This window comes from Caulobacter sp. 602-1 (assembly GCF_003931565.1).
Classification (GTDB): Bacteria; Pseudomonadota; Alphaproteobacteria; order Caulobacterales; family Caulobacteraceae; genus Caulobacter.
Genome location: NZ_RRYI01000002.1, coordinates 251,689 through 273,594, shown reverse-complemented (window position 1 = coordinate 273,594; position 21,906 = coordinate 251,689). Strand labels below are relative to the sequence as shown.

Here is a 21,906-nt window from a genome sequence, read left to right as displayed (position 1 = left end):
GCGGCGAGAATCAACCTTCGCCCCTCCCAAGCGTTGACTCAACGGCTGGGTGCGACAAGGCGGCGCGCGACAGGTCGCCCGGTTCGCGAAGGCCGAGTCAATCTCGACCATGGGGTCATGGTTAAGGAGCCCGTCATGACCGTTGCGTCTCAAGCCCGTCCGTTCGATCCGCGTCCTGTCCGCCGGCCCGCCAAGGGGTCTGGCCGTCAGTGGCCGCTGGGTTTCGCGGTTCTGCTGGCCTCGGTGCTGAACGTCATCGTCTGGGGCGGCCTGTTCACGGTCGCCAAGGCGTTCCTGCATCTCTGAGTTTGTTCAGTAAGCGTAGCGTTTCCATCTTCTCCCCCGAAACAAACTGGGCCGCGTCCTCCCCGGACGCGGCCCTTCTTTTGAGACGGAATGAAGAGGCGGACGCCTTAGATCGGCATCCGCATGATTTCCTGATAGGCTGAGATCACCTGATCCCGCACGGCCATCACCGTCTCCAGGCTGGCCTCGGCCGAGCTGATGGCGGTGACGACGTCGACCAGCTCGGCCTTGCCGGCCACCTGGTCGGCGATCTTGGTTTCGGCGACCTTGGAGGTCTTGGCCGCGCCTTCCATGGCCGACTTCAGCATGTCGCCGAAGTCCATGCCCTTCTTCTCGGAGCCGCCGATCGAGCCGATCGAACCGACGCCCATGGCGCCTTGAGAAGCATAGGCCTTGGCGGCGGCGAGCGCGGTGATCATGGCCTAGCCCCTTACTTCTTGAGGATGTCGAGGGTGCGCGATTCCATCGACCGCGCGGTCTCGATCACATTGAGGTTGGCTTCGTAGGCGCGCTGCGCCTCCTTCATGTCCAGCGCCTCGACCAGCGTGTTGACGTTGGGCAGCTTGACGTAGCCCTTGGCGTCGGCGGCCGGGTTGCCGGGTTCATACTCGGTCTTGAACTCGCTCTGGTCGGGATCGACGCGCAGCATCTGCACGCCCTCGGCGCCCTGGACCTTGGTCGGCTTGAACACCGGCACCTGGCGGCGGTAGGGATCGCCGCCGGCGGTGCGCGCGGTGGAGTTGGCGTTGGCTATGTTCTCGGCGATGACCCGCATGCGGCCCTGCTGGGCGCGAAGGGCCGAGGAGGCCACGGCCATGGTCGCCAGCGAATTGGATTTGATCTCGGGCATCGCCTAGTCCCCTAGCCGTTTGGCTTGCGCGCGGCCTGGCGCAGCATGTTCATGGACTTCTGGTAGAAGCTGATCGCCGCGTCGTAGTTCATCCGCGCGTCGGTCATCTTGAGCATCTGGTCCTCGAGCGACACCGCGTTGCCGTCGAGGGTGACTTCCGAATCGACGCCCGCCGTCGACCGCCAGGCGCTGGGCGCGTTCGACGGGGCCATGTGGGCGGCCGAGGTCGCCATCATCTGGACGCCCGAGGTCGGCGCCGCGCGCCCGCCGCGATAGACCGCGCCCGAACCCTGGTTCATCAGCGAGGCCTGGAAGCTGTAAGCCTTGAGATCGCGCGGGCGATAGCCGGGCGTGTCGGCGTTGGCGACGTTCTGGGCGACAAGCTTCTGGCGCTCGGTCAGATAACCGAGGCGGCTCTTGAGCATGCCGAAGAGAGGAATGTCGTCCGGACCCATGGCGATCATGGTGAAGAAACAGGGTTAATTCGGCATTAAGAACCCTCAGGCACACCAGGATGAGCGAGGCCTTCCGCCTGCGCCAAGTTGTCTCGCTTTTGGGCGGCCATGATCGACATCATCGAGTTCATCCGCGCCCTCGCCGCCCTGGCCGTGACCCTGGGCCTGATCGGCCTGGCCGCCTGGGCGATGCGCAAGTACGGCCCGGACGCCATCGGCCGCGCCATCGCCGCGCGCCAGGACCGCCGCCTGAGGATCGTCGAGAGCCTGGCCCTGGACCCCACGCGCCGCCTGGTGATCGTCAACCTGGATGGCGAGGAGCGCCTCGTGCTGCTGGGCGATGGCAAGCTGCTGGACTGGATTCCGCAACCGCGCCCCGTCGTCGAAGTCCCCGCCCCCACCCCGGAGCCCGTGGCCTGATGATCCGCGACCTGATCAAGACCGTGACGGGCGCCCGGCCGGAGGATCTCCGCCGCGCCGCGATCATCTCGGTGCTGGCCGCCATCGCCTTCGGGGTCATGCCGGCCGCGGCCATGGCCCAGTCGGCTGTGAACATCAACCTGGGCACCGGGGCCGGCCTGACCGACCGGGTCGTTCAGCTGGTCGGCCTGATGACGGTGCTGTCCCTGGCCCCGTCGATCGTGATCATGACCACCTCGTTCGTGCGGATCGTGGTGGTGCTGGGTCTGCTGCGCACGGCCATCGGCATCCAGCAGAGCCCGCCGAACCCGGTGATCATCAGCCTGGCCCTGTTCCTGACCGCCATCGTCATGGGGCCGACCTTCGAGCGCTCGTACGACGCGGGCATCAAGCCGCTGCTGGACCATCAGATCGAGTTGCCCGAGGCCTTCGACCAGGCCAGCGGTCCGGTGAAGCAGTTCATGCTGAAGCAGGTCGGCCGCGAGGACCTGGCCCTGTTCGTCCGCCTGTCGAAGGTCCCGCAAACCAACAACGTGCAGGACCTTCCAATGAAGGTGGTCACCCCCGCCTTCATGATCTCGGAGCTGAAGCGCGCGTTCGAGATTGGCTTCCTGCTGTTCATCCCGTTCCTGGTCATCGACCTGGTGGTGGCCAGCGTGCTGATGAGCATGGGCATGATGATGCTGCCGCCGGCGACCATCAGCCTCCCCTTCAAACTAATCTTCTTCGTGCTAGTGGACGGCTGGCGACTCGTGGCGGGCAGTCTCGTGGAGAGCTTCCAACGGGGCGGCGGCGGTTAGGCGCATTTAGCTAGAAGACGTACGACATGACTGTTTTTGTCCTGGGCTCGATCAATCTGGACGCCGTGGCGCGGGTCGATGACCTGCCAAGACCCGGCGAGACCGTGGCGGGCACCTCCCTGGAACTCTATCTCGGCGGCAAGGGCGCCAACCAGGCGGTCGCCGCCGCGCGCATGGGCGTGCCCACGCGGCTGATGGGCGCCGTGGGCGGCGACGACAGCGGCGTCGGCCTCAAGGCCAAGCTGGCCGGCTATGGCGTGCAGGTCGCCGACGTCATGGAGTTGGATGGCGTGCCGACCGGTCAGGCCCACGTCTGGGTCGCCAACAACGCCGAGAACATGATCGTGGTCACCGCCGGCGCCAACGCCACGATCACGGCCCAGCATGTCGCCGCCACGGCGATCGAGGGCCAGCGGGTGCTGCTCTGCCAGTTGGAGACCCCGCCCGTGGCCATCGAGGCCCTGTTCCGCCTGGGCGCGGCCAAGGGCGCGCTGCGCGTGCTGAACGCCGCACCGGCCCTGCCGCAGGGCGCGGCCCTGTTCCCGTTGACCGATGTCCTGATCGTCAACCAGACCGAACTGGCCAGCTACGCCAAGCTGGACCGCGAACCGGTGCGCCTGGAAGAGGTCTCGGTGGCGGCCCGCAAGCTGATGAGCCGGCCCGACCAGACGATCATCGTCACCCTGGGATCGACCGGCGTCGCCGCCGTGCGCCGCGATGAGGCCTTCCTGGTCGAGGGCAAGAAGGTGAAGGCCATCGACACCGTCGGGGCCGGCGACTGCTTCTGTGGCAGCCTGTGCGCGGCCCTGGCCTCGGGCATGGACCTGCGCGAGGCCGTAGAGCTGGCCAACGCCGCCGCCGCCCTCTCGGTGCAGAAGGCCGGCGCCGCGCCGTCGATGCCGTCCCGCCGCGAGGTCGAGGCGTTTCTGGAGGGGTGAGACCCTCTGATCGCCGAAGCTGATTGGAGCCCGCGCATGGAGTTGATCAGCCTACCGGTATCGCCCTTCGCGGCGCGGGTCCGCATCGCGATCTACGCCAAGGGCCTGCCGATCGACCTGGTCCCCCCGCCGGCGGACTGGCGCGAGAGCCGCCGCTTTCGGGACCTCAGCCCGACCGGTCGCATCCCGGTCCTGCTCGACGACCGCGGCCCGATCTGGGAGTCGGCGGTCCTGCTCGACTATCTGGAGGAACGGTTTCCGGAAGCGCCGACCCTGATGCCCGTCGACGCCTTCGACCGGGCGATGGCCAGACTCCTGGTGCGGCACGTCGACCTGTACCTGATGCCGCCGATGGTGGTTCTCGCCCGGCCTGGCGTCGAAGACGCCAACGCCCGTCGGGCCGTCGAGGACCTGCTGGACGGCGTCGCCATGCTTGATGGCCTGCTGAAAGGGCCGCGATACGCCCTGTGCGATCGCCTCACGATCGCCGACTGCGCCCTCGCGCCCGCGCTCTTCGCGATCCGCGTGACGGCCGAGCGCCTCGGGATGGACCTGATCGAAGCCGGTTCGCTCACCGAGACCTATAGCCGGCTATCGGGGCGGGATCCCCATGTGGGACGGGTGATCGAGGAGATGGAGGAGGGCTTGCGCCACCTGGTTCGGCTCGGCTAACCGCCCCCGCCCCGCCGAAGCCCAGGCCTCAGGCCGCCCGGATCCCCGAGAAGCCCTCGGACGCCGCGCCGACCACGGCGTCATAGCCGAGGATCATGTCGACGTCCTTGCCGTTGCTGGCCAGAGGCAGGCGCAGCCACAGGATCGACATGTGCGGAGCGCCGCGCCAGGCCAGGCTGTGGACGCCGACGCCGGGACGGCGCTCGTCGACCACCTTGTCCAGCTCCCTGCGCCAATAGTCGAAGGCGTCCTTGTTGTAGACGTCGCCGATCATCCGGCCGGTGATCTCACGGCCATACACGCCGTAGAGGCCGGTGCCGGCCAGGCGCAGCCGGTAGTCGCGCGGCTGGTTGACGACGTCAATCAACGACACCGTCGGCAGCAGCCGCTTCATGCTCGTGGGATGCAGGTCGACGCGCGCGGGGAGGTTCGCCCCCCGACGGAGGGACGCCCAGTAGGCGAACATCTCCTGGTGAGCGCGGGCCGCCGTAGCGGATGCGCTCAGTTGCGCGGACATCTTCAGAGTCCTTAACAAGCCCTTGGAATCACTTCGATTCACTATCGCTTAAGGAACGAATCGGCGGCAAGCGAAAAACATGTCGCGCGACAAGATTCCCACGGAGAGTCAATCACCAACGAGTACGCCCGCCGTCCGGATCCGGACGACGGGCGCTGCGATCTTCAGAGCGGCCCTAAGGCCAAGCTTTTGTTCCGACTCGGCTATTTCGTCTTGCGGGCGGGTTTGCGGCCGCCCTGGCCCAGGCCCATCTGCTTGGCGAGGTTCGAACGCGCCTCGGCGTAGTTCGGCGCCACCATCGGGTAATCCTTGGGCAGATTCCACTTCGCCCGGTACTCTTCCGGGGTCATGTCGTACTTGGTGCGCAGGTGGCGCTTCAGCGATTTGAACTTCCGGCCGTCTTCCAGGCAGATCAGGAAATCCGGGGTGATCGATTTCCTGACGGCGACCGCGGGCTCCTTCGGAGCGGGCGCGGGCTCGGCCGCCGGCGAACCGACGGTGGCGAGGGCGGCGTGAACTTGCTGGATCAGCGCGGGAAGGTCAGCCGTGGCGACCACATTGTTGCCGACATAGGCCGAAACGATGCCCGCGGTCATCTCGATCAGGTCGGATTGATCTTCCATCATAGCCTCGCCCGTCGACAATCTTTTTGTTGATGCAGCTGATTCCTGGATCAGTCGAGGGCTGCATACAAAGATTGCAGGCGCCCGGCAATACGGCCTCTACAAAGAGATCGTACGTAATCTTCCAGTGTTCGTGAGAAGGACATGACCGGCCAGAGGTTGTGTCCCGCATATTGAGTTCCTGAACGACGTCCAGCGAACATATTGAGATACCGAAGATATCCCGAAATTAACGACCGAAGTCGCGGGACAGAGCCAGCATCGCCGCGCGCTGCGGCGCCGAGTATTCGTCAACAGCCGCTTCGTCGCCGTCGCGGATAGCCTTCAGCAGGGCCGGCGTCAGGGCCGAGGTCAGCGACCAGTTCCAGTAGCGCAGCACCGTCTGGGCGCGGTCGACGGCGATGGTGTCATAGACGGTAAGCACCCGCTCCAGGGCTTGATCGACCTGACCGCCGACGTCGATTTCCTGGCGTCGCAGCCCGCGCCACAGCTGGCGCACGCAGGCGCGCGGCAGACCGGTGGCCTTGCACAGAATGGCCAGCGGCTCCCCGCCCGGATCGGTGAAGATCTTGGCGCCGGTCATCGGCTTCAGGCCCGAGAGGTACGAAATCTCCTCGGCGATCTCGCGGGTGATGCCCGCCTCGCCGGCCGCCACCGCCTCGTCCAGGCTGCCATAGGGGCTCTTGGCGATGGCGGCGCGGTTGCGCTGGCGGCGTTCGATGAACTGCAGCGCCTTGCGCGACAGCGGGTCCTGCCAGCCTTCGGCCGAGGCCAGGGCGAAGACGTCGCCAACCGCCTCCTGCAGGATCTCTCGCGACACCGCGAAGCGCTGGAGGATCGTCTTGCGCGCCTCGGCGTCGGCCCACCAGAACATGACGTAGGCGTGGCTGGGCCGCAGTTCCGGCCGGCGCAGCAGCAGCGGGATCAGGTACTGGGCGTCGCGCGTGGCGGCGACGATGTTCTCGACGCCCTGGTGGCTGAACCTGACCAGCTCATTGCGCAGCAGGGTCTCGATGACGGCCCCCTCGCCCATGTCGATCAGCGCGTCGGCCACCACTTCGCTGACGCCGCGCCGCTTGGCGATCAGGCGGCGGTGATCGGTGGTCGACTGGTAGAGACAGGCGATCAGGTCGGCGTCCGACAGCCTCTCGGCCTCGACCAGCAGGGCGCGGGCCACCGGCAGCTCGTCGCGCATCAGCAGCCGGGCCAGCACGCCCGGGATCTCGACCAGCGTGGCCAGGCGGCGGGCGACCCTCTCGCGCTCGCCGACATTGGCGTCGCGCAGCATCTCGACCAGCAGGTCGGCGGTCATCGATCGCTCGAAGGCGTTGATCCGGCTGGTCGGCAGGCAGACCACGTCGGCCAGCCGCTTCAGCAGGGCCGTGCGCGAGCGCGGCGCGGCCCTCGGGGCCTCCGGCTCGGGAAACGACGACAGGGACGCGGGCTCGCTCATCGCATCGACAAGATCAGATCGTGCTTAACGGCTGGTGAGCGAAGGGCGCGACAAACTCACCAAGACGCGCTTGGCGGATCTCGCTTAGCGGAACTGGGGCTCCTCCCATTCCGGCCAGATGTCCGGCAGGTCGGTCGAGACCTTGTTGGGATAGACCGGCGCGCGCTTTTCGAGGAACGAGGTCACGCCCTCCTTGGCGTCGCCGGACGAACCCCGCGACTGGATCGCTCGGCTGTCGGCCTTGTGGGCCTCCATGGGATGCGAGGCGCCAGCCATGCGCCACAGCAGCTGCCGGGTCAGGGCGACCGAGACGGGGGCGGTGTTGTCGGCGATTTCGCGCGCCAGGGCGCGGGCGGCGGGCAGCAGATCCTCGGGCGCGTGCAGCGAGCGGACGAGACCCTTCTCCAGAGCTTCCGACGCCGGGAACACGCGGCCGGTGTAGCACCACTCCAGCGCCGTCTGCAGTCCGACCAGGCGCGGCAGGAACCAGCTTGACGCGGCTTCCGGATTGATGCCCCGGCGGGCGAAGACGAAGCCGAACTTGGCCTCGGTCGAGGCCAGGCGAATGTCCATCGGCAGCTGCATGGTCACGCCGACGCCCACCGCAGCGCCGTTGATCGCGCCGATGATCGGCTTGAGGCTGTCGTACATCCGCAGGGTCACGCGACCGCCGCCGTCGCGATAGATGTCGCCGACCTTGCCCTCTTCACGCTCCAGCGCCTGGGGCGAGGTGCGGTCGAAGGTGGCTCCGCCAGCGCCGAGATCCGCGCCGGCGCAGAACGCCCGCCCAGCGCCGGTCATGATCACCACCTTAACCGCGTCGTCGGCGTCGGTGACGTCCAGCACCTCCAGCAGGTCCTTCATCATCCGGGCGGTGAAGGCGTTCATCCGCTCCGGACGGTTCAGGGTGATCGTCGCGATCCCGTCCTCGACGTCATACAGCAGGGTCTCAAAGGTCGGATTGGACATGGCGGCCTCCCTGGCCTTTTGGTCGCTCGCGGATCGACTCTCGTCGCTTCAAACGATCGTATGACCGAGAGAACCTTGCAAACAACTTTTCACGACCGCAAGTTGCCGCGAGGGGAGATCTTCATGAAACGTCTCGGTGCTTGGGCGCTGGCGGCGATCGCCCTGGCGATGACGGAGCCGTGTTCGACGGCCGCTGCCCAGGACTGGAAGGCGCTGACGCGCGCCGACCTCGCCTCGGCCGCCGGCCTGATCCGCGACAACCATCCGGCCATGGTCCCGGCGATCGGCGACAAGGACTTTGTCGCCCGCTTCGACGCCAGCCTGGCGAAGGCGACCGCGCGACTGGACAAGGTCGAGGACGCCGACGGCATGGCCGCCGTGCTGCGCGGATTCGCAGCCGGTCTCGGCGACGACCACATCGCATGGGCGAAGTCCGGCGGCGGCCAGCTGAAGGCCTGGCCGGGCTTCGTCGTCACGCGCCAGGGCCAGGACCTGCTGGTGACCATCACCGGCCCCGGGGCGCCGCCGGCCGGCGCGAAGCTCGTGGACTGCGACGGCGTCCCGGCCCCGGCGCTGTTACGCCAGCGCACTGCCGACCGCGTGCCCGACCCGGACATCGACGCCCAGCTGACCATCAACTCTATCTGGGTCGTACTGGACGACGGCAACCCCTTCATCTCCCGCCCCAGGACCTGCCGCTTCCAGGCCGAGGGCCATATGCTGGAACACACCCTGGCCTACCGCCCCGCGACGCCTGCCGACCTGCAGCGGATCCGCGATGAGCGGAAGTTCTTTGGTCATGCCGGCTTCGGCGTGCGCCAGGTGGGCCAGGCCTGGTGGATCGCGATGGAGTCCCTGAACGATTCCGCCCCTGCCGTGCTGGACGCGGCCAAGGCCCGGCAGGCGCAACTTCGCACCGCGCCGCTGGTGGTGATCGATCTGCGCGGCAACGGCGGCGGCAACTCGCTCTATGGCGACCGCCTGGCCGAGATCCTCCTGGGCGAGGCCCCGCTGAAGCAGGTTCGTAGCGGCGGGAGCGGCCGCGCCTGCGCGCCCGTCTGGCGGGCCTCGCCGGACAACCGCAAGACCTTGGACCTCTACGCCGCCAAGTTCGCCGACGACGCCGACGCCTGGCGCATGGAAGCCGCGCGCATGGACGCCGCCCTGGCCGCCGGCCAGCCCCTGACAGGTCCGGTCGACGGCTGTGAAGTGGTCGAGCGGCGCGCGCCGCCTCCCGCCCATCCGCTGTTCGCGGGCAAGCTGGTCGTGGTCACTGACGTGGCCTGCTTCAGCTCCTGCCCGCTGGTGGTCAAGCGCTTGAGGAGCCTAGGCGCGATCCAGGTCGGGACGGCCACCAACGCGCCGACCCGCTACATGGAGGTGCGGGCGATCGACCTGCCTTCGGGACTGGGCCGCTTCACCACCATGCAGAAGGCCGCCGTCTCCTCGCCGCCCATGATCGGGCCGTACAGCCCGGACATCGCGTTCACGGGAGACATCAGCGACACCAAGGCCCTGGAAGCCTGGATTCCCTCGGCGGTCCGGTAGCCGGTTAGCCCCGCTTCACGCCCAGCTTACTGATCGCGTGCACGAAGTTGTTCGGCGCGATCTCGATGTTTCCTGTCCAGTTCAGGTCCGGGAAACGGGCCAGGATCTGGCGGTAGGCCTCCTCCAGCTGGATCTGGGCCACGCGCTTGCCGATGCAGGTGTGGGGGCCATAGCCGAAGGCGATGTGCTTGGCCGCGTTGGCGCGCGTAACGTCCAGCTGGTCAGGATTCTCGAACATGGCCGGGTCGCGGTTGGCGGCGCCGTAGTACATGACGACCTTCTCGCCCTCGCGGATCAGCTGGCCGTTGACCTCGACATCGGCGGTGGCCGTGCGGCGCATGTAGATCACCGGGCTCACCATGCGGATGAATTCGTCGACAGCGCCGGGCAGCAGCGACGGATCGCTGATCAGCCGCTGCTTCTGGTCCGGAAACTCGGTCAGCAGCTTCATGGCGCCCGACAGAGTGTTGCGGGTGGTGTCGTTGCCGGCGAAGACGATCAGCAGCCACGAGCCGTCGAGATATTCGTCGGCCAGCAGAGCGCCGTCGACCTGGGCGCGGGCGATCGCGGTCATCAGGTCTTCCTGCGGGTCTTCGCGGCGCTTCTTCAGCATCATGCGGCCGTAGTCGAACATCTCCTCAACGCCGTTGTTGAAGTCCTGGACGAACTGCATCAGCTCCAGCGTCGGGGCGACGGGAGCGGCGGCGTTCTGGACGGCCAGGTCCTGGGCGCGCTCCAGATAGTGCATCCACTTGAGGAACTTGGGCCGGTCCTCGGGCGGAACGCCCAGGATCTCGCACAGGGTGAACAGCGGCAGGTGCGAGGAGAAGTGCTCGACCATGTCGATCTCGGCGCCATCGGCCAGCAGCGGCTCCATGGCGTCCAGCAGGCGCGTCACCTCGGCCCGCACCCGCTCGGTCAGGCCGCGCAGATAGGCCGGGGTGAAATAGGGCATGTGCTCACGACGCAGCTGCAGGTGATGCGGCGCGTCCAGATTGATCATGGTGTCCATCGACGCCCGGAACAGGAGGGCGTGGCGCTTCTCGGGCGAGCCCATCGACATCAGGATGCCGCCGCGCTGTGACGAGAAGGTCTCCGGGTCGCCATTGACCCGCTGGACGTCCTCGTAGCGCGTCAGGGCCCAGAAGCCCGGTCCGTCGAACGGCTCCGGATGCCACATCACCGGCGCATCGGTCCGCATGCGCGCGAAGTCGGCCCAGGGCTGGCCCTTGGTGAAGCGGAAGATGTCGGCGAGATCGACCCCGCCAAGCGTCGGATAGGTCGGCGGCGCACCGGGCCCGGCGACGCCATCCACGACAGTCTGGCTGATCAGGTCCATATCACGCCTCCCAAGGGCGCTTCCATAAACGCCGTTCTTTCGGCCGACGATAACCCGGAAACTCGCCCAACCAACGGCGCCGCGACGGCAACTTGCGCGATCCCGGATCCTGGGCGCATCCTCCAACTTAACGCCGATCACGCGGGGCACACGCGAACGGCTAATGGGAGAGAAGCGATGACCGGGATCATCGAGGTCGACTACGTCGTCGTGGGCGCGGGCTCGGCCGGCTGCGTGCTGGCCGCGCGGCTGTCCGAGGGCGGCAAGTTCAAGGTCGTGCTGCTGGAAGCCGGCGGCGACGATCGTCCGACCAAGAACCTGTCCCAGTTCGCCTCGAACCTGATGATCCACATCCCGGTCGGCTACTCGTCGACGCTGAAGGATCCCAAGGTCAACTGGCTCTACCAGACCGAACCGGACCCCGGCACCGGCGGCCGGACCCACGTCTGGCCGCGCGGCAAGGTGCTGGGCGGTTCGTCCTCGATCAACGGCCTGCTCTATATCCGCGGCCAGCACGCCGACTATGACGGCTGGCGGCAGTTGGGTTGCGAGGGCTGGGGCTGGGATGACGTCGCCCCCTACTTCCGCCGCGCCGAGCACCAGGAACGCGGCGAAAGCGACTGGCACGCCACGGGCGGACCGCTGAACGTCTCGGACGTCACCGAGAAGAACCCGATCTCGAACGCGGTGATCGAGGCCTGCGAGCAGGCCGGCATCCCGCGCAACGACGACGTCAACGGCGTCTCGCAGGAGGGCGCGACCTACTACCAGCTGACGGTCAAGAACGGCCAGCGCTGCTCGGCCGCGGTGGCCTATCTGCACCCGGCGATGAACCGCCCCAACCTCCGGGTCGAGACCAACGCCCTGGCCGGCAAGGTGCTGTTCGAGGGCAAGCGCGCGGTCGGCGTCGAGTTCACCCAGAACGGCGTCCAGCGCGTGGCCAAGGCGCGGGCCGAGGTCATCCTGGCCGGCGGCGCGATCAACTCGCCGCAGCTGCTGCAGCTGTCGGGTGTCGGCCCCGCCGAACTGCTGATCCGCAACGGCGTCCCCGTAATCCGGGATCTGCCCGGCGTCGGCGAGAACCTGCAGGACCACTACGTGATGAGCGTGCGCTATAGGCTGAAAGCCGGCGTGGTCTCGGTCAACGAGCAGTCCAAGGGCGGCCGGCTGGCCGGCGAGGCGTTGCGCTACCTCTTCCAGCGCAAGGGCCTTCTGACCCTGTCGGCCGCGCACATCGCCGCGTTCTGCAAGTCGCGTCCGGACCTGGCTGGGCCGGATATCCAGTTCCACATCCTTCCCGCGACCATGGACCTGGACAAGCTGGTCAACGAACAGAAGATGGAGCTGGAGAACGCCCCCGGCCTGACCATCGCCCCCTGCCAGCTGCGTCCCGAGAGTCGCGGACACGTGCGGATCAAGTCGGCGGATCCGAGCGTCTACCCGACCATCTTCGCCAACTACCTGGCCGATCCTCTGGACCAGGAAGTCGCCGTGGCGGGCCTGAAGTGGGCGCGCAAGATCGGCCAGGCCGCAGCGCTGTCGCCCTATGTCGAGAGCGAGATCAATCCGGGCGGCGAGTTCACGACCGACGAGCAGCTGCTGGCCTATGCCCGCCTCTCCGGCTCGACGATCTACCACCCGGTCGGCACGTGCCAGATGGGCCAGGGCGTGATGGCCGTGGTCGACGCCCAGCTGCGCGTGCGCGGGGTCGAGGGCCTGCGCGTCGTCGACGCCTCGGTCATGCCGCGCCTCGTCTCCGGCAACACCAACGCTCCCACGATCATGATCGCCGAAAAGGCCAGCGACATGATCCGCGAAGCCGCCCGCGCGCCCGTCACCGCCTGAGCGAAGAGGTCCCGGACATGCACCCCTACCTCCACGCCCAGACCCAGGGCGACAAGCCCGCCTACATCATGGCCGGCTCCGGCGAGGTCGTGACCTACGCCCAGCTGGACCAGCGCTCGAACCAGGGCGCGCACCTGTTCCGGTCGCTCGGCCTGCAGCAAGGCGACGTCATCGCCATCCTGATGGAGAACAACGCCCGCTTCTTCGAGGTCGCCTGGGCGGCGCAGCGTGCGGGGCTCTACTTCGTCTGCGTCTCGACCAAGCTGACCGCCGCCGAGGTCGAATATATCCTCAAGGACTGCGGGGCGAAGGTGTTCATCACCTCCACCGCCATGGGCCCGCTGATCGACGAGGTGGCCCGGCTGGTCCCCGACCTGACCCTGTTCTCGGTCGGCGGAACGCACGGCGCCTATGCCGACTTCGAGACGGCCCGCGCCGGCGAGCCGACCACGCCGATCGCCGACCAGAGCGCCGGTTCGGACATGCTCTACTCGTCCGGCACAACCGGCCGCCCCAAGGGCGTGAAGCCGGCCCTGAACGGCGGCCCGATCGACGCGCCCAACGCCTTGCAGATGATGGCCCAGGGGTTGTTCGGCTTTTCCGGCGATAGCGTCTACATCTCGCCCGCCCCGCTCTACCACGCCGCCCCGCTGCGCTGGTGCATGACCGTCCACAAGCTGGGCGGCACGGTGATCGTGCTGGAGAAGTTCGATCCCGAGACCGCTCTGGCCCTGATCGAGCGGCACAAGGTCAATTGCGGCCAGTTCGTCCCGACCCACTTCGTGCGGATGCTGAAGCTGCCGGAAGAGGTCCGCGCCAGGTACGACGTGTCGTCGATGAAGTCCGCGGTCCACGCGGCCGCCCCCTGCCCCATCCCGGTCAAGGAGCAGATGATCGCCTGGTGGGGTCCGGTGATCTACGAGTACTACGCCGGCACCGAGGGCAACGGCTTCTGCTGGATCAACTCCGAGAACTGGCTGACCCACAAGGGCAGCGTCGGCCAGGCGGTGCTGGGCGAACTGCGGATCTGCGACGACGCCGGCGACCCGGTCCCGCCCCGCACCGAGGGCGCGGTCTACTTCGCCAACGGCCCGGCGGTGAACTATCACAACGCCCCGGAGAAGACCGCCGAGAGCTACAACAAGCACGGCTGGACGACGCTGGGCGACGTCGGCTGGGCGGACGAGGAAGGCTTCCTCTACCTGACCGACCGCAAGAGCTTCATGATCATCTCGGGCGGGGTGAACATCTATCCGCAGGAGATCGAGAACCTGCTGATCACCCACCCCAAGGTCGCCGACGCCGCCGTGGTCGGTGCGCCGTGCGAGGAGATGGGCGAAAAGGTCGTGGCGGTCATCCAGCCCATGGATCACGCCGAGGATCAGACCGCCCTGGCCGCCGAGCTGATGGCCTTCGCCCGCGCCAATCTCAGCCACGTGAAGTCGCCCAGGCGGATCGACTTCATGGCCGAACTGCCCCGGCACCCGACCGGCAAGCTCTACAAGCGCCTGATCCGCGACGCCTATTGGGGCAAGGGCGAGAGCCGGATCGCCTAGGTCCACCTTTCTGTTGATTTTCCGACAAATTGCCACCACTCTATGGAAAGTGGTGGCAACGGTGATGTCGTGACCCTTCAGCGCCTGCCCTTAGCGATCCACACGAACGTCGCAGAGCTGCTGGATCAGCTCCGCGCCGCGCAGATCGCCGAGTTCGGCGAGGGCGCCAGCTTCCTACGCCGCGAACGCAAGGGGCGCTTCTACTGGTATGTCCGGTCGAGGCAGGTGGATGGCGAGCGCCCCGAGCGGTATCTGGGCCCCGAAACCCCCGAATTGCTTGAAACCATCGAGCGTGCCAAGTCCCTGAGGAACGCCGCGGAGGGCCGTCGCATGCTGGTGCGCGCCCTGCGCGCGTCCGGACTTCATGCGCCGGACGACCGAACGGGCCGCATCCTCCAAACCTTGGCCCATGCTGGCGTCTTCCGCCTGCGCGCGGCGATCGTCGGCACCGTGGCCTTTCAGACCTACGGCGCCTTGCTCGGCTTCATCTTGCCTGCTCAGGCCGTGCGGACCGGCGACCTCGACATCGCCCAGGACTACGGGATCTCGATGGCGCTGGACGACGGCCTGGACCGGTCGTTCCTGGACGTCCTGCGCGCAGCCGACACGGCCTTCTCGCCCGTGCCCAAACTGGATCCCAGCAAGAGCGCGACCTACCGCACGCCCGACGGCTACGCGGTCGACGTGCTGACCACCAGCCGGAACGCAGGCGACGAAGAGACATCACGCCTTGATGCATTAAAGACAGACGCCACGCCCCTGCGCTTCCTCGATTTCTTGCTGCGAGAAACCATCGAAGCCGCCGCGCTGCATGGCGACGGCGTGCTGGTGCGCGTTCCCGCCCCGGCGCGCTACGCGGTCCACAAGCTGATCATCTCGCGCAAACGCAGCCAGGCCAACCCGAAGCGGCGGAAGGACCTCGAACAGGCGACGGCGCTGATCGGAGCCCTGGCCCAGGACGACCCCTTCGCCCTCCGCGACGCCTATGCCGAGGCTCGTGAACGCGGCGAGACGTGGCGGACCCTGCTGGACGAGGCCGTCAGCCTGCTGCCCGAGACCGCACGCGCGGCGTTGGAGCGCTAAGCCGCGCCTTTGGTTCTATACGTCCGCCGAATCCACGCTAACGCTTGCCCATGCTCGCCGCTCTCCTCGACCGCCTCCCCAAGACCGCAACCGCCCCGTTCTGCCCGGCGGAAGTTCGGGGCGCAGTCACCGTCCCCGACGGCCTGCCAGCCTGGAAGCGGATGCTGCGGGTCGCGGGGCCTGGCCTGCTGGTCAGCGTCGGCTACATGGACCCCGGCAACTGGGCGACCGACATCGAGGCCGGGTCGCGCTACGGAACGTCGCTGCTGTTCGTGGTGGTGCTGTCGAGCCTGGCGGCGATCGTGCTGCAGACCCTGTCGATGCGGCTGGGCCTGGTCACCGGCAAGGACCTGGCGCGGATGTCGCGCGAACGGTTCGGGCCACGCACGGTCAAGGTCCAGTGGCTGCTGGCCGAACTGGCCATCATCGCCTGCGACATCGCCGAGGTGCTGGGCAGCGCCCTGGCCTTCAAGCTGCTGCTGGGCATCCCGCTGTGGGGCGGGGTGCTGCTGACCGCCTTGGACACGGTCATCGTGCTGGGTCTCAAGGGCAAGGGTTTCCGGCAGCTGGAGGCGATCATCCTGGGCCTGATCTCGACGATCGGGATCTGTTTCGCGGTGCAGCTGATCCTGGCCCCGCCCAATGCCGGCGACGTCGCGCGGGGTCTCGTTCCCTCGCTGGACGCGCTGAAGCAGGGCAACGCCCTCTATCTGGCGATCGGCATCCTGGGCGCGACGATCATGCCGCATAACCTCTACCTGCACTCGGCGATCGTTCAGACCCGGGTGACGCCGGCCGACGAGGCGGGCAAGCGGGCCGCCCTTCGCCTGTCGACCCTCGACACCGTCGTGTCGCTGTTGCTGGCGCTGTTCATCAACGCCGCCATCCTGATCCTGGCGGCCTCGGCCTTTCACGGCTCGGGCCTGACCGAGGTGGCCGGCATCGAGGAGGCCCAACAACTGCTGGCCCCGGTCACCGGCGGCGCGCTGGCCGGCGTGCTGTTCGCCATCGCCCTGTTCGCCTCGGGCCAGAGCTCGACCTTCACCGGCACCATCGCCGGCCAGGTGATCCTGGAGGGCTTCCTGGACCTGAAAATCCCTTGCTGGCAGCGGCGACTGATCACCCGCGGTCTGGCCATCGTCCCGGCCCTGATCGGCGTGCTGACCCTGGGCGAACACTCGGTCGGCAAGCTGCTGGTGCTGACCCAGGTGGTCCTCTCGGCCCAGCTGCCGTTCGCCATCTGGCCGCTGCTGCGCTTCACCGACGACAAGGCGCTGATGGGCGTTTTCGCCAATGGCTGGCTGACCAAGACGGTGGCGTGGTTCCTGTTCGTGGTGATCTCGGCGGCGAATGTCTGGCTGGTGGTTTCGACCTTCTCCGGTTGACCCGCGACGTCCGGACTGGTCTCTATCCGAACAACTGTTTGCCAGATCGTTTTGGGGAGAAAACATCATGAAGGAAGTCGCCTACGCCGACGTCGCCAGCCTGGTCGGCCAGGAGATCGGCGTGTCAGACTGGGTCGAGGTCACCCAGGAGCGCGTCAACCTGTTCGCCGAGGCCACCGGCGACCACCAGTGGATCCACGTCGACGTCGAGCGCGCCACCCGGGAGATCGGCGGCCCCATCGCTCACGGCTACCTGACCCTGTCGCTGATCCCGATGCTGGGCGCGGACATCCTGCGCGTCACCGGCGTCACGCGCGGCATCAACTATGGCTGCGACAAGGTCCGCTTCACCGGCATGGTCCGGGTCGGCAAGCGCGTGCGCATGCGCCAGAAGCTGCTGTCGGCCGAGCCCAAGTCGGGCGGCCTGCAGATGAAGAACGAATGCACGATCGAGATCGAGGGCGAGGAGCGCCCGGCCTGCGTGGCCGAGACGATCTCGGTGATCTACGGAGCATAGGTCGCCCACGACCCTCGGACCGCCGGAATCGCGCTAAGCGTCGAGCGGTCCGAGGAGCGTCTCATGGCCAAGCAACACGACTATACCAGCCTGATCGAATGGACCGGCGACCGGGGCCAGGGGACGAAGACCTATCGCGGCTACGACCGCACCTGGACCATCGCCACGCCCGGCAAGCCGCCGGTGCCCTGTTCCAACGACCCGCTGCTGGGCGGCGACCCGACGCTGCACAATCCCGAAGACCTGCTGCTGTCCTCGCTGAGCGCCTGCCACATGCTGTGGTACCTGCACCTGGCCTCGGTCGCCGGGATCGTGGTGCGCGGCTACCGCGACCAGCCGATCGGCGTCGGCGAGAGCACGCCCGACGGCGCTGGCCGCTTCCTGAGCGCCACTCTGAAGCCGCACATCAGGGTGGAACGCGGCGCGGACCTGGCCAAGGCCGACGCCATCCATCACGAGATCCACAAGGTCTGCTTCATCGCCAGATCGGTGAACTTCCCGGTGACCTATGCGGCGACCTACGAGGAAGCGGCCGACTAACGGACGGCTCGACCCAAACGCGAAACGGCCGCCGGATCGCTCCGGCGGCCGCTTCGGTCAGTCATAGGCGGGTGTTCATTTCTTGATGGCGTCGCCGACCTTGTCCTGAACCTTGCCCACCTTGTTCTGGATGTCGCCCTTGACCTTCTGGGCCGCGCCCTCGGCTTCGAGGCGTTCGTTGTCCGTGGCCTTGCCGACGGCTTCCTTGGCGGCGCCCACGCCCTTGTCGATAGCGCCTTCGACACGATTGGTGCTCATGGCTTACTCCTGCGGTTGCTGGTGTTGCGTTGCAGAAGAAACGGGTCGGGCGCGGGTCTAGTTCCCCTTAAAGCCTAGTGCGAAGCGCCCATCGCGTTGGCCGAGACCGCCACCGCCGGGATCGCGCCCGGGATGGGCGTCTCGGGTTTCGATAGCCGCGCCTGGGTCACCGGCGAGCCGGGAACCTTGTCCAGCAGGGCCAGGGTCTCCCGGATGAACTTGGCGTGGGTGACGATGCCGATCTCCAGACGCTCGCCCGAAAGCTCGACCTGCTGGGTCAGGAGGCCGGCCACGAACTGGACCTCCTGGCTTTCGCTGGCGCCCGGCCGTCGGCGCGCGCCCTCGGCCATGAACACCGGTCCGCCCGAATTGCCGGGGAACACCGAAAAGTCCATCAGGAAGGTCGGAAAATTGGTCGCCGGCGCCAGAGGATAGCTGGCCACGCGGCCCGAACGCAGGATCGGGAAGCCGGCCGGGTTCGCGGAGAGACCGCGCGGGAAGCCCAGGGCCATCATCTCGTCGCCAGGGCCGAGGGCGTATTTGTTGAAGGTGTCGTCCTGGGCCAGGTAGTTGATCGGGATGGCGGCCTTGACGAACTCGGGCGGCGCCTCGACCACCATGACCGCGACGTCGCGGGTCGGGTGCTTGACCCACAGCGGATGGTCGCCGTCGCGGATCTTCAGGGTCTCGGGATCGAAGCGCCACACGCCGTCGCCGCCTTCGATGCGGTAGCCGACCTTGGCCGACACCGAGGGCATCTTGTCGAACACGTGGGCGGCGGTGACCAGGATGGTTCGCGGCTTGCCGTCAGGGGTCGGGTCGGAGATCAGAAAGCCGGTGCCGACCGTCCGCGTGCCGTCACCCAGCGGCTGTTCAATCTGGACCGTCGCCTTGATCAGGTCGACCGACAGATCCCAGGCCATATCGCCCCCTTGGTTACGCTTAACTCGACTACTCGCCCGACTACCGAGTGAGTTTGACCACAGGATTCTCGCGCCGCAAGTTGTCGTTCTGCCGCAGTCGCGCGTTAGAGCATGTTGGGGAAAATTCTGGCCATGAACCGGCGACAGATGATGACGAGCGCGGCTGCGACGCTTACGTCATCCCCCATAGTCCTCCCTGAAATAGCTTTCGGATCCGCCATGTCCTCAGACGCAGCCCGCCCCGTTCCCCCGGTCGCGCGCAAGATCCCCAAGACGATCGAGCAACTGGGGCGCACCCGCGTCGACGACTATGCCTGGATGAAGGACGACAACTGGCAGAAGGTTCTGCGCGACCCGGCCCTGATCAAGGCCGACGTCAAGGCGCACCTGACCGAGGAGAACGCCTACACCAAGGCCATGCTCGCCTCGACCGAAGCGCTGCAGGCGACAATGTTCGAGGAGATGAAGGGGCGCATCAAGGAGGACGACGCCAGCGTCCCCGCCAAGGACGGTCCCTTCGAGTACTACACCCGCTTCGAGAAGGGCGCTCAGCACCCGATCCACGCTCGCAAGCCAATCGGCGGCGGCGCCGAGGAGATCCTGCTCGACGAGGAGACAGAGTCGAAGAGCAAGGCCTTCTATCAGGTCGGCGCGGCCAGCCATTCGCCGGACCACAAGCTCTACGCCTTCGCCGTCGACGAGCAGGGTTCGGAAGTCTACCGCGTCCATGTCAAGGAGCTGGCGACCGGCAAGGTCCTGGAAAGTCCGGTCGAGAGCTCCACCGGCGACTTCTGTTTCTCGCCCGACAGCCAGTGGCTGTACTGGACGTTCCGCGACGACAACGGCCGCCCGGCCAAGATTTATCGTCGCCCGGCCAAGGGGACGGCTCAGGACGACGTGCTGATCTATGACGAGCCCGACGAGGGTTTCTTCATTGGCGTCGGCGTCACCAGCTCCGAGAAGTACGTCGTCATCTCGTGCGGCAACCAGGAAACCAGCGAGAACCTGCTGATCCCGGCCGCCACGCCGACCGCGACGCCGGTCGTCTTCCACCCGCGCGAGGTGGGCGTCCGCTACGAGGTCGAGCACTGGAACGACCACTGGGTGATCCGCACCAACGCCGACGGCGCCGTCGACTGGAAGCTGGTTACCTGCCCCGAGACCGCCACCGGCAAGGCGAACTGGAAAGACTGGATCGCCCACAAGCCGGGCCGCCTGATCTCCGGGACCATGGCCTTCAAGGCCTGGTTCGTGCGGCTGGAGAAGGTGGACGCCCTGAACCAGGTCGTGGTCACCGCCGTGAACGGCGACGAGCACACCATCGGCTTCGATGAGGCGGCCTACGCGCTCAGCCTCGAGGGGGGCTACGAGTACGACACCGACAACCTGCGCTTCATCTACAACTCGATGACCACGCCCCGGCAGTGGTTCGACTACGACATGGCTTCGCGCCAGCGCACCCTGCGCAAGACCCAGGAGATCCCGTCAGGCCACGACCCGGTCCAGTACGAGACCCGCCGCCTGAACGCCAAGGCCAGCGACGGGACCGACGTGCCGGTGTTCATCCTGATGAAGAAGGGAACCCCGCTGGACGGCTCGGCGCCGCTGCTGCTGTACGGCTACGGCAGCTACGGCATCGCCATGGAGCCCAGCTTCTCGATCCGGAACCTCAGCCTGGTCGACCGCGGCTGGATCTGGGCCACGGCCTGCCCGCGCGGCGGCTCGGAAAAGGGCTGGGGCTGGTTCCTGGACGGCAAGAAGTTCAAGAAGAAGAACACCTTCACCGACTTCATCGCCTGCGCCGAGCACCTGCACGCGGCCGGTTACGGCGCGCCTTCGAACACGGTCGCCTATGGCGGCTCGGCCGGCGGCCTGCTGATGGGCGCCATCACCAACATGCGCCCGGATCTGTTCGCCGGGATCATCGCCGCCGTGCCCTTCGTCGACGTGGTCAACACCATGAGCGACACGTCCCTGCCCCTGACCCCGCCGGAATGGCCCGAGTGGGGCAATCCGCTGGAGGACAAGGAGGCCTACGACTACATCGCCAGCTACTCGCCGTACGACAACGTCTCGGCCAAGCCCTATCCGGCCGTACTGGCCACCGGCGGTCTCTCGGATCCTCGCGTCACCTACTGGGAACCCGAGAAGTGGGTCGCCAAGCTCCGCGACTTCACAACCAGCAGCAATCCCGTTCTGCTGAAGATCAATATGGACGCCGGCCATGGCGGGGCCTCGGGACGCTTCGATTTCCTCAAGGAGATCGCGCTCGACTACGCCTTCGCCGTCTGGGCGGTGGAAAAGGGCTGGTCGAAATGAGCTCCGTCGTTATCCGCCCTTCCGTCGACGCAGACCTTCCCGCCATCACCGAAATCTACGCCTGGAATGTCTTGAACGGTCTGGGCACGTTCGAAGAGAGTCCGCCGGACCAGGCCGAGATGACCCGCCGCCGCGCGAACTTCCTGGATCGCGGCCTGCCCTATCTGGTCGCCGAGCTGGACGGCGAGGTCGTCGGCTATTGCTACGCCGGCCCGTTCCGCCTGCGCGCGGCCTATCGCTACACGGTCGAGGACAGCGTCTATGTTTCGCCCAAGGCGGTCGGCAAGGGCGTCGGTCGGGCGCTGCTGGAGGCGTTGATCGTACGTTGCGAAGCCTTGGGTCTGCGGCAAATGTGCGCCGTGATCGGCGACAGCGGCAACACCGCGTCGATCGGCCTGCACACGGCGCTTGGCTTTGAAAAGAAAGGTGTTTTCCCGGACATGGGCCACAAGTTCGGCCGCTGGGTCGACCTGGTGTGGATGCAGCGCCCTTTGAACGGCGGCGGCGCGACCCCGCCGGACGCCCCTGGCATGGCCCTCAGCGGCGTCTAATACCGACGTTCGAAGCAAGGCTTAACTAGTCTTCGTCTA

The 21,906-nt window shown here is 67.1% G+C and carries 23 protein-coding genes and 1 pseudogene; 14 read left to right on the top strand and 10 right to left on the bottom strand.

Annotation, left to right across the window (positions count from 1 at the left end):
- Nucleotides 1-135 precede the first annotated feature (135 nt).
- Nucleotides 136-306, top strand: coding sequence for a hypothetical protein (locus EIK80_RS26335; RefSeq protein ID WP_199743397.1), 171 nt, complete (start codon nucleotides 136-138; stop codon nucleotides 304-306).
- 107 nt (nucleotides 307-413) lie between these two features.
- Here EIK80_RS26335 and fliE read toward each other — a convergent pair whose 3' ends face one another.
- Genes fliE through flgB form a run of 3 tightly spaced genes read right to left on the bottom strand, consistent with a single transcriptional unit; the run spans nucleotide 414 to nucleotide 1,611 of the window.
- Complete coding sequence (fliE, locus tag EIK80_RS06100; RefSeq protein WP_125156089.1) at nucleotides 414-725, bottom strand: flagellar hook-basal body complex protein FliE; 312 nt, start codon at nucleotides 723-725, stop codon at nucleotides 414-416.
- 11 nt (nucleotides 726-736) lie between these two features.
- Nucleotides 737-1,156, bottom strand: coding sequence for a flagellar basal body rod protein FlgC (gene flgC, locus EIK80_RS06095; RefSeq protein ID WP_099580657.1), 420 nt, complete (start codon nucleotides 1,154-1,156; stop codon nucleotides 737-739).
- Between the two features lie 11 nt (nucleotides 1,157-1,167).
- A complete protein-coding gene (gene flgB / locus EIK80_RS06090) occupies nucleotides 1,168-1,611 on the bottom strand; it encodes a flagellar basal body rod protein FlgB (RefSeq protein ID WP_125156623.1) in 444 nt (147 codons plus the stop codon).
- 111 nt (nucleotides 1,612-1,722) lie between these two features.
- On the opposite strand from flgB, the gene EIK80_RS06085 reads away from it, so the two are divergent.
- The 4 genes from EIK80_RS06085 to EIK80_RS06070 are packed head-to-tail and all read left to right on the top strand — an operon-like array spanning nucleotide 1,723 to nucleotide 4,441.
- Nucleotides 1,723-2,031 carry a flagellar biosynthetic protein FliO gene (locus tag EIK80_RS06085; RefSeq protein WP_125156622.1) on the top strand — a complete coding sequence of 103 codons (309 nt, stop codon included), beginning with the start codon at nucleotides 1,723-1,725 and terminating at the stop codon, nucleotides 2,029-2,031.
- The gene (gene fliP, locus EIK80_RS06080; protein WP_125156088.1) at nucleotides 2,031-2,831 is read left to right on the top strand and encodes a flagellar type III secretion system pore protein FliP; all 801 of its coding nucleotides are present in this window, start codon (nucleotides 2,031-2,033) and stop codon (nucleotides 2,829-2,831) included. Before EIK80_RS06085 ends, fliP begins: the two co-directional genes overlap by 1 nt.
- A 26-nt stretch (nucleotides 2,832-2,857) precedes the next feature.
- A complete protein-coding gene (locus EIK80_RS06075; RefSeq protein WP_125156087.1) occupies nucleotides 2,858-3,769 on the top strand; it encodes a ribokinase in 912 nt (303 codons plus the stop codon).
- Nucleotides 3,770-3,805: 36 nt separating this feature from the next.
- The gene (locus EIK80_RS06070) at nucleotides 3,806-4,441 is read left to right on the top strand and encodes a glutathione S-transferase family protein (RefSeq protein WP_125156086.1); all 636 of its coding nucleotides are present in this window, start codon (nucleotides 3,806-3,808) and stop codon (nucleotides 4,439-4,441) included.
- A 28-nt stretch (nucleotides 4,442-4,469) separates the two neighbouring features.
- On the opposite strand, the gene EIK80_RS06065 is transcribed toward EIK80_RS06070, so the two are convergent.
- The 4 genes from EIK80_RS06065 to EIK80_RS06050 form a co-directional block, all read right to left on the bottom strand.
- Nucleotides 4,470-4,964, bottom strand: coding sequence for a PAS domain-containing protein (locus tag EIK80_RS06065; RefSeq protein WP_125156621.1), 495 nt, complete (start codon nucleotides 4,962-4,964; stop codon nucleotides 4,470-4,472).
- Nucleotides 4,965-5,161: 197 nt separating this feature from the next.
- Nucleotides 5,162-5,581, bottom strand: coding sequence for a MucR family transcriptional regulator (locus EIK80_RS06060; protein ID WP_125156085.1), 420 nt, complete (start codon nucleotides 5,579-5,581; stop codon nucleotides 5,162-5,164).
- Between the two features lie 229 nt (nucleotides 5,582-5,810).
- The gene (locus EIK80_RS06055) at nucleotides 5,811-7,034 is read right to left on the bottom strand and encodes a DUF2336 domain-containing protein (RefSeq protein WP_125156084.1); all 1,224 of its coding nucleotides are present in this window, start codon (nucleotides 7,032-7,034) and stop codon (nucleotides 5,811-5,813) included.
- Between the two features lie 84 nt (nucleotides 7,035-7,118).
- Nucleotides 7,119-8,003 carry a crotonase/enoyl-CoA hydratase family protein gene (locus EIK80_RS06050; RefSeq protein ID WP_125156083.1) on the bottom strand — a complete coding sequence of 295 codons (885 nt, stop codon included), beginning with the start codon at nucleotides 8,001-8,003 and terminating at the stop codon, nucleotides 7,119-7,121.
- Nucleotides 8,004-8,126: 123 nt separating this feature from the next.
- Here EIK80_RS06050 and EIK80_RS06045 point away from each other — a divergent pair, with 123 nt between their 5' ends.
- On the top strand, nucleotides 8,127-9,551 hold the full coding sequence (locus EIK80_RS06045; protein ID WP_125156082.1) for a S41 family peptidase: 1,425 nt from the start codon (nucleotides 8,127-8,129) through the stop codon (nucleotides 9,549-9,551).
- Between the two features lie 4 nt (nucleotides 9,552-9,555).
- Here EIK80_RS06045 and EIK80_RS06040 read toward each other — a convergent pair whose 3' ends face one another.
- The gene (locus EIK80_RS06040; protein ID WP_125156081.1) at nucleotides 9,556-10,890 is read right to left on the bottom strand and encodes a cytochrome P450; all 1,335 of its coding nucleotides are present in this window, start codon (nucleotides 10,888-10,890) and stop codon (nucleotides 9,556-9,558) included.
- Between the two features lie 177 nt (nucleotides 10,891-11,067).
- Between EIK80_RS06040 and EIK80_RS06035 the strand changes: the two genes are divergently transcribed.
- The 6 genes from EIK80_RS06035 (at nucleotide 11,068) to EIK80_RS06010 (ending at nucleotide 17,816) form a co-directional block, all read left to right on the top strand.
- Nucleotides 11,068-12,735 (top strand): GMC family oxidoreductase, encoded by a 1,668-nt coding sequence (locus EIK80_RS06035; protein ID WP_125156080.1) that lies wholly within the window; start codon nucleotides 11,068-11,070, stop codon nucleotides 12,733-12,735.
- Between the two features lie 17 nt (nucleotides 12,736-12,752).
- The gene (locus tag EIK80_RS06030) at nucleotides 12,753-14,291 is read left to right on the top strand and encodes an acyl-CoA synthetase (RefSeq protein WP_125156079.1); all 1,539 of its coding nucleotides are present in this window, start codon (nucleotides 12,753-12,755) and stop codon (nucleotides 14,289-14,291) included.
- Between the two features lie 69 nt (nucleotides 14,292-14,360).
- Nucleotides 14,361-15,374, top strand: a complete 1,014-nt coding sequence (locus EIK80_RS06025) for a GSU2403 family nucleotidyltransferase fold protein (RefSeq protein WP_125156078.1) — start codon at nucleotides 14,361-14,363, stop codon at nucleotides 15,372-15,374.
- Nucleotides 15,375-15,424: 50 nt separating this feature from the next.
- On the top strand, nucleotides 15,425-16,759 hold the full coding sequence (locus EIK80_RS06020) for an Nramp family divalent metal transporter (RefSeq protein ID WP_125156077.1): 1,335 nt from the start codon (nucleotides 15,425-15,427) through the stop codon (nucleotides 16,757-16,759).
- Between the two features lie 67 nt (nucleotides 16,760-16,826).
- The gene (locus EIK80_RS06015; RefSeq protein WP_125156076.1) at nucleotides 16,827-17,276 is read left to right on the top strand and encodes a MaoC family dehydratase; all 450 of its coding nucleotides are present in this window, start codon (nucleotides 16,827-16,829) and stop codon (nucleotides 17,274-17,276) included.
- 63 nt (nucleotides 17,277-17,339) lie between these two features.
- Nucleotides 17,340-17,816, top strand: a complete 477-nt coding sequence (locus EIK80_RS06010) for an OsmC family protein (protein WP_125156075.1) — start codon at nucleotides 17,340-17,342, stop codon at nucleotides 17,814-17,816.
- Between the two features lie 61 nt (nucleotides 17,817-17,877).
- On the opposite strand, the pseudogene EIK80_RS06005 reads toward EIK80_RS06010, so the two are convergent.
- Nucleotides 17,878-18,074, bottom strand: a pseudogene (locus tag EIK80_RS06005) (CsbD family protein).
- Nucleotides 18,075-18,148: 74 nt separating this feature from the next.
- Nucleotides 18,149-18,997, bottom strand: coding sequence for a serine protease (locus EIK80_RS06000; protein ID WP_125156073.1), 849 nt, complete (start codon nucleotides 18,995-18,997; stop codon nucleotides 18,149-18,151).
- Nucleotides 18,998-19,129: 132 nt separating this feature from the next.
- Here EIK80_RS06000 and EIK80_RS05995 point away from each other — a divergent pair, with 132 nt between their 5' ends.
- Nucleotides 19,130-21,316 (top strand): S9 family peptidase, encoded by a 2,187-nt coding sequence (locus EIK80_RS05995; protein ID WP_125156072.1) that lies wholly within the window; start codon nucleotides 19,130-19,132, stop codon nucleotides 21,314-21,316.
- Nucleotides 21,313-21,867: a GNAT family N-acetyltransferase gene (locus EIK80_RS05990; RefSeq protein ID WP_125156071.1), complete on the top strand. Its 555-nt coding sequence runs from the start codon at nucleotides 21,313-21,315 to the stop codon at nucleotides 21,865-21,867. The genes EIK80_RS05995 and EIK80_RS05990 overlap by 4 nt, the downstream gene beginning before the upstream one ends.
- The last annotated feature ends 39 nt before the right edge of the window (nucleotides 21,868-21,906 follow it).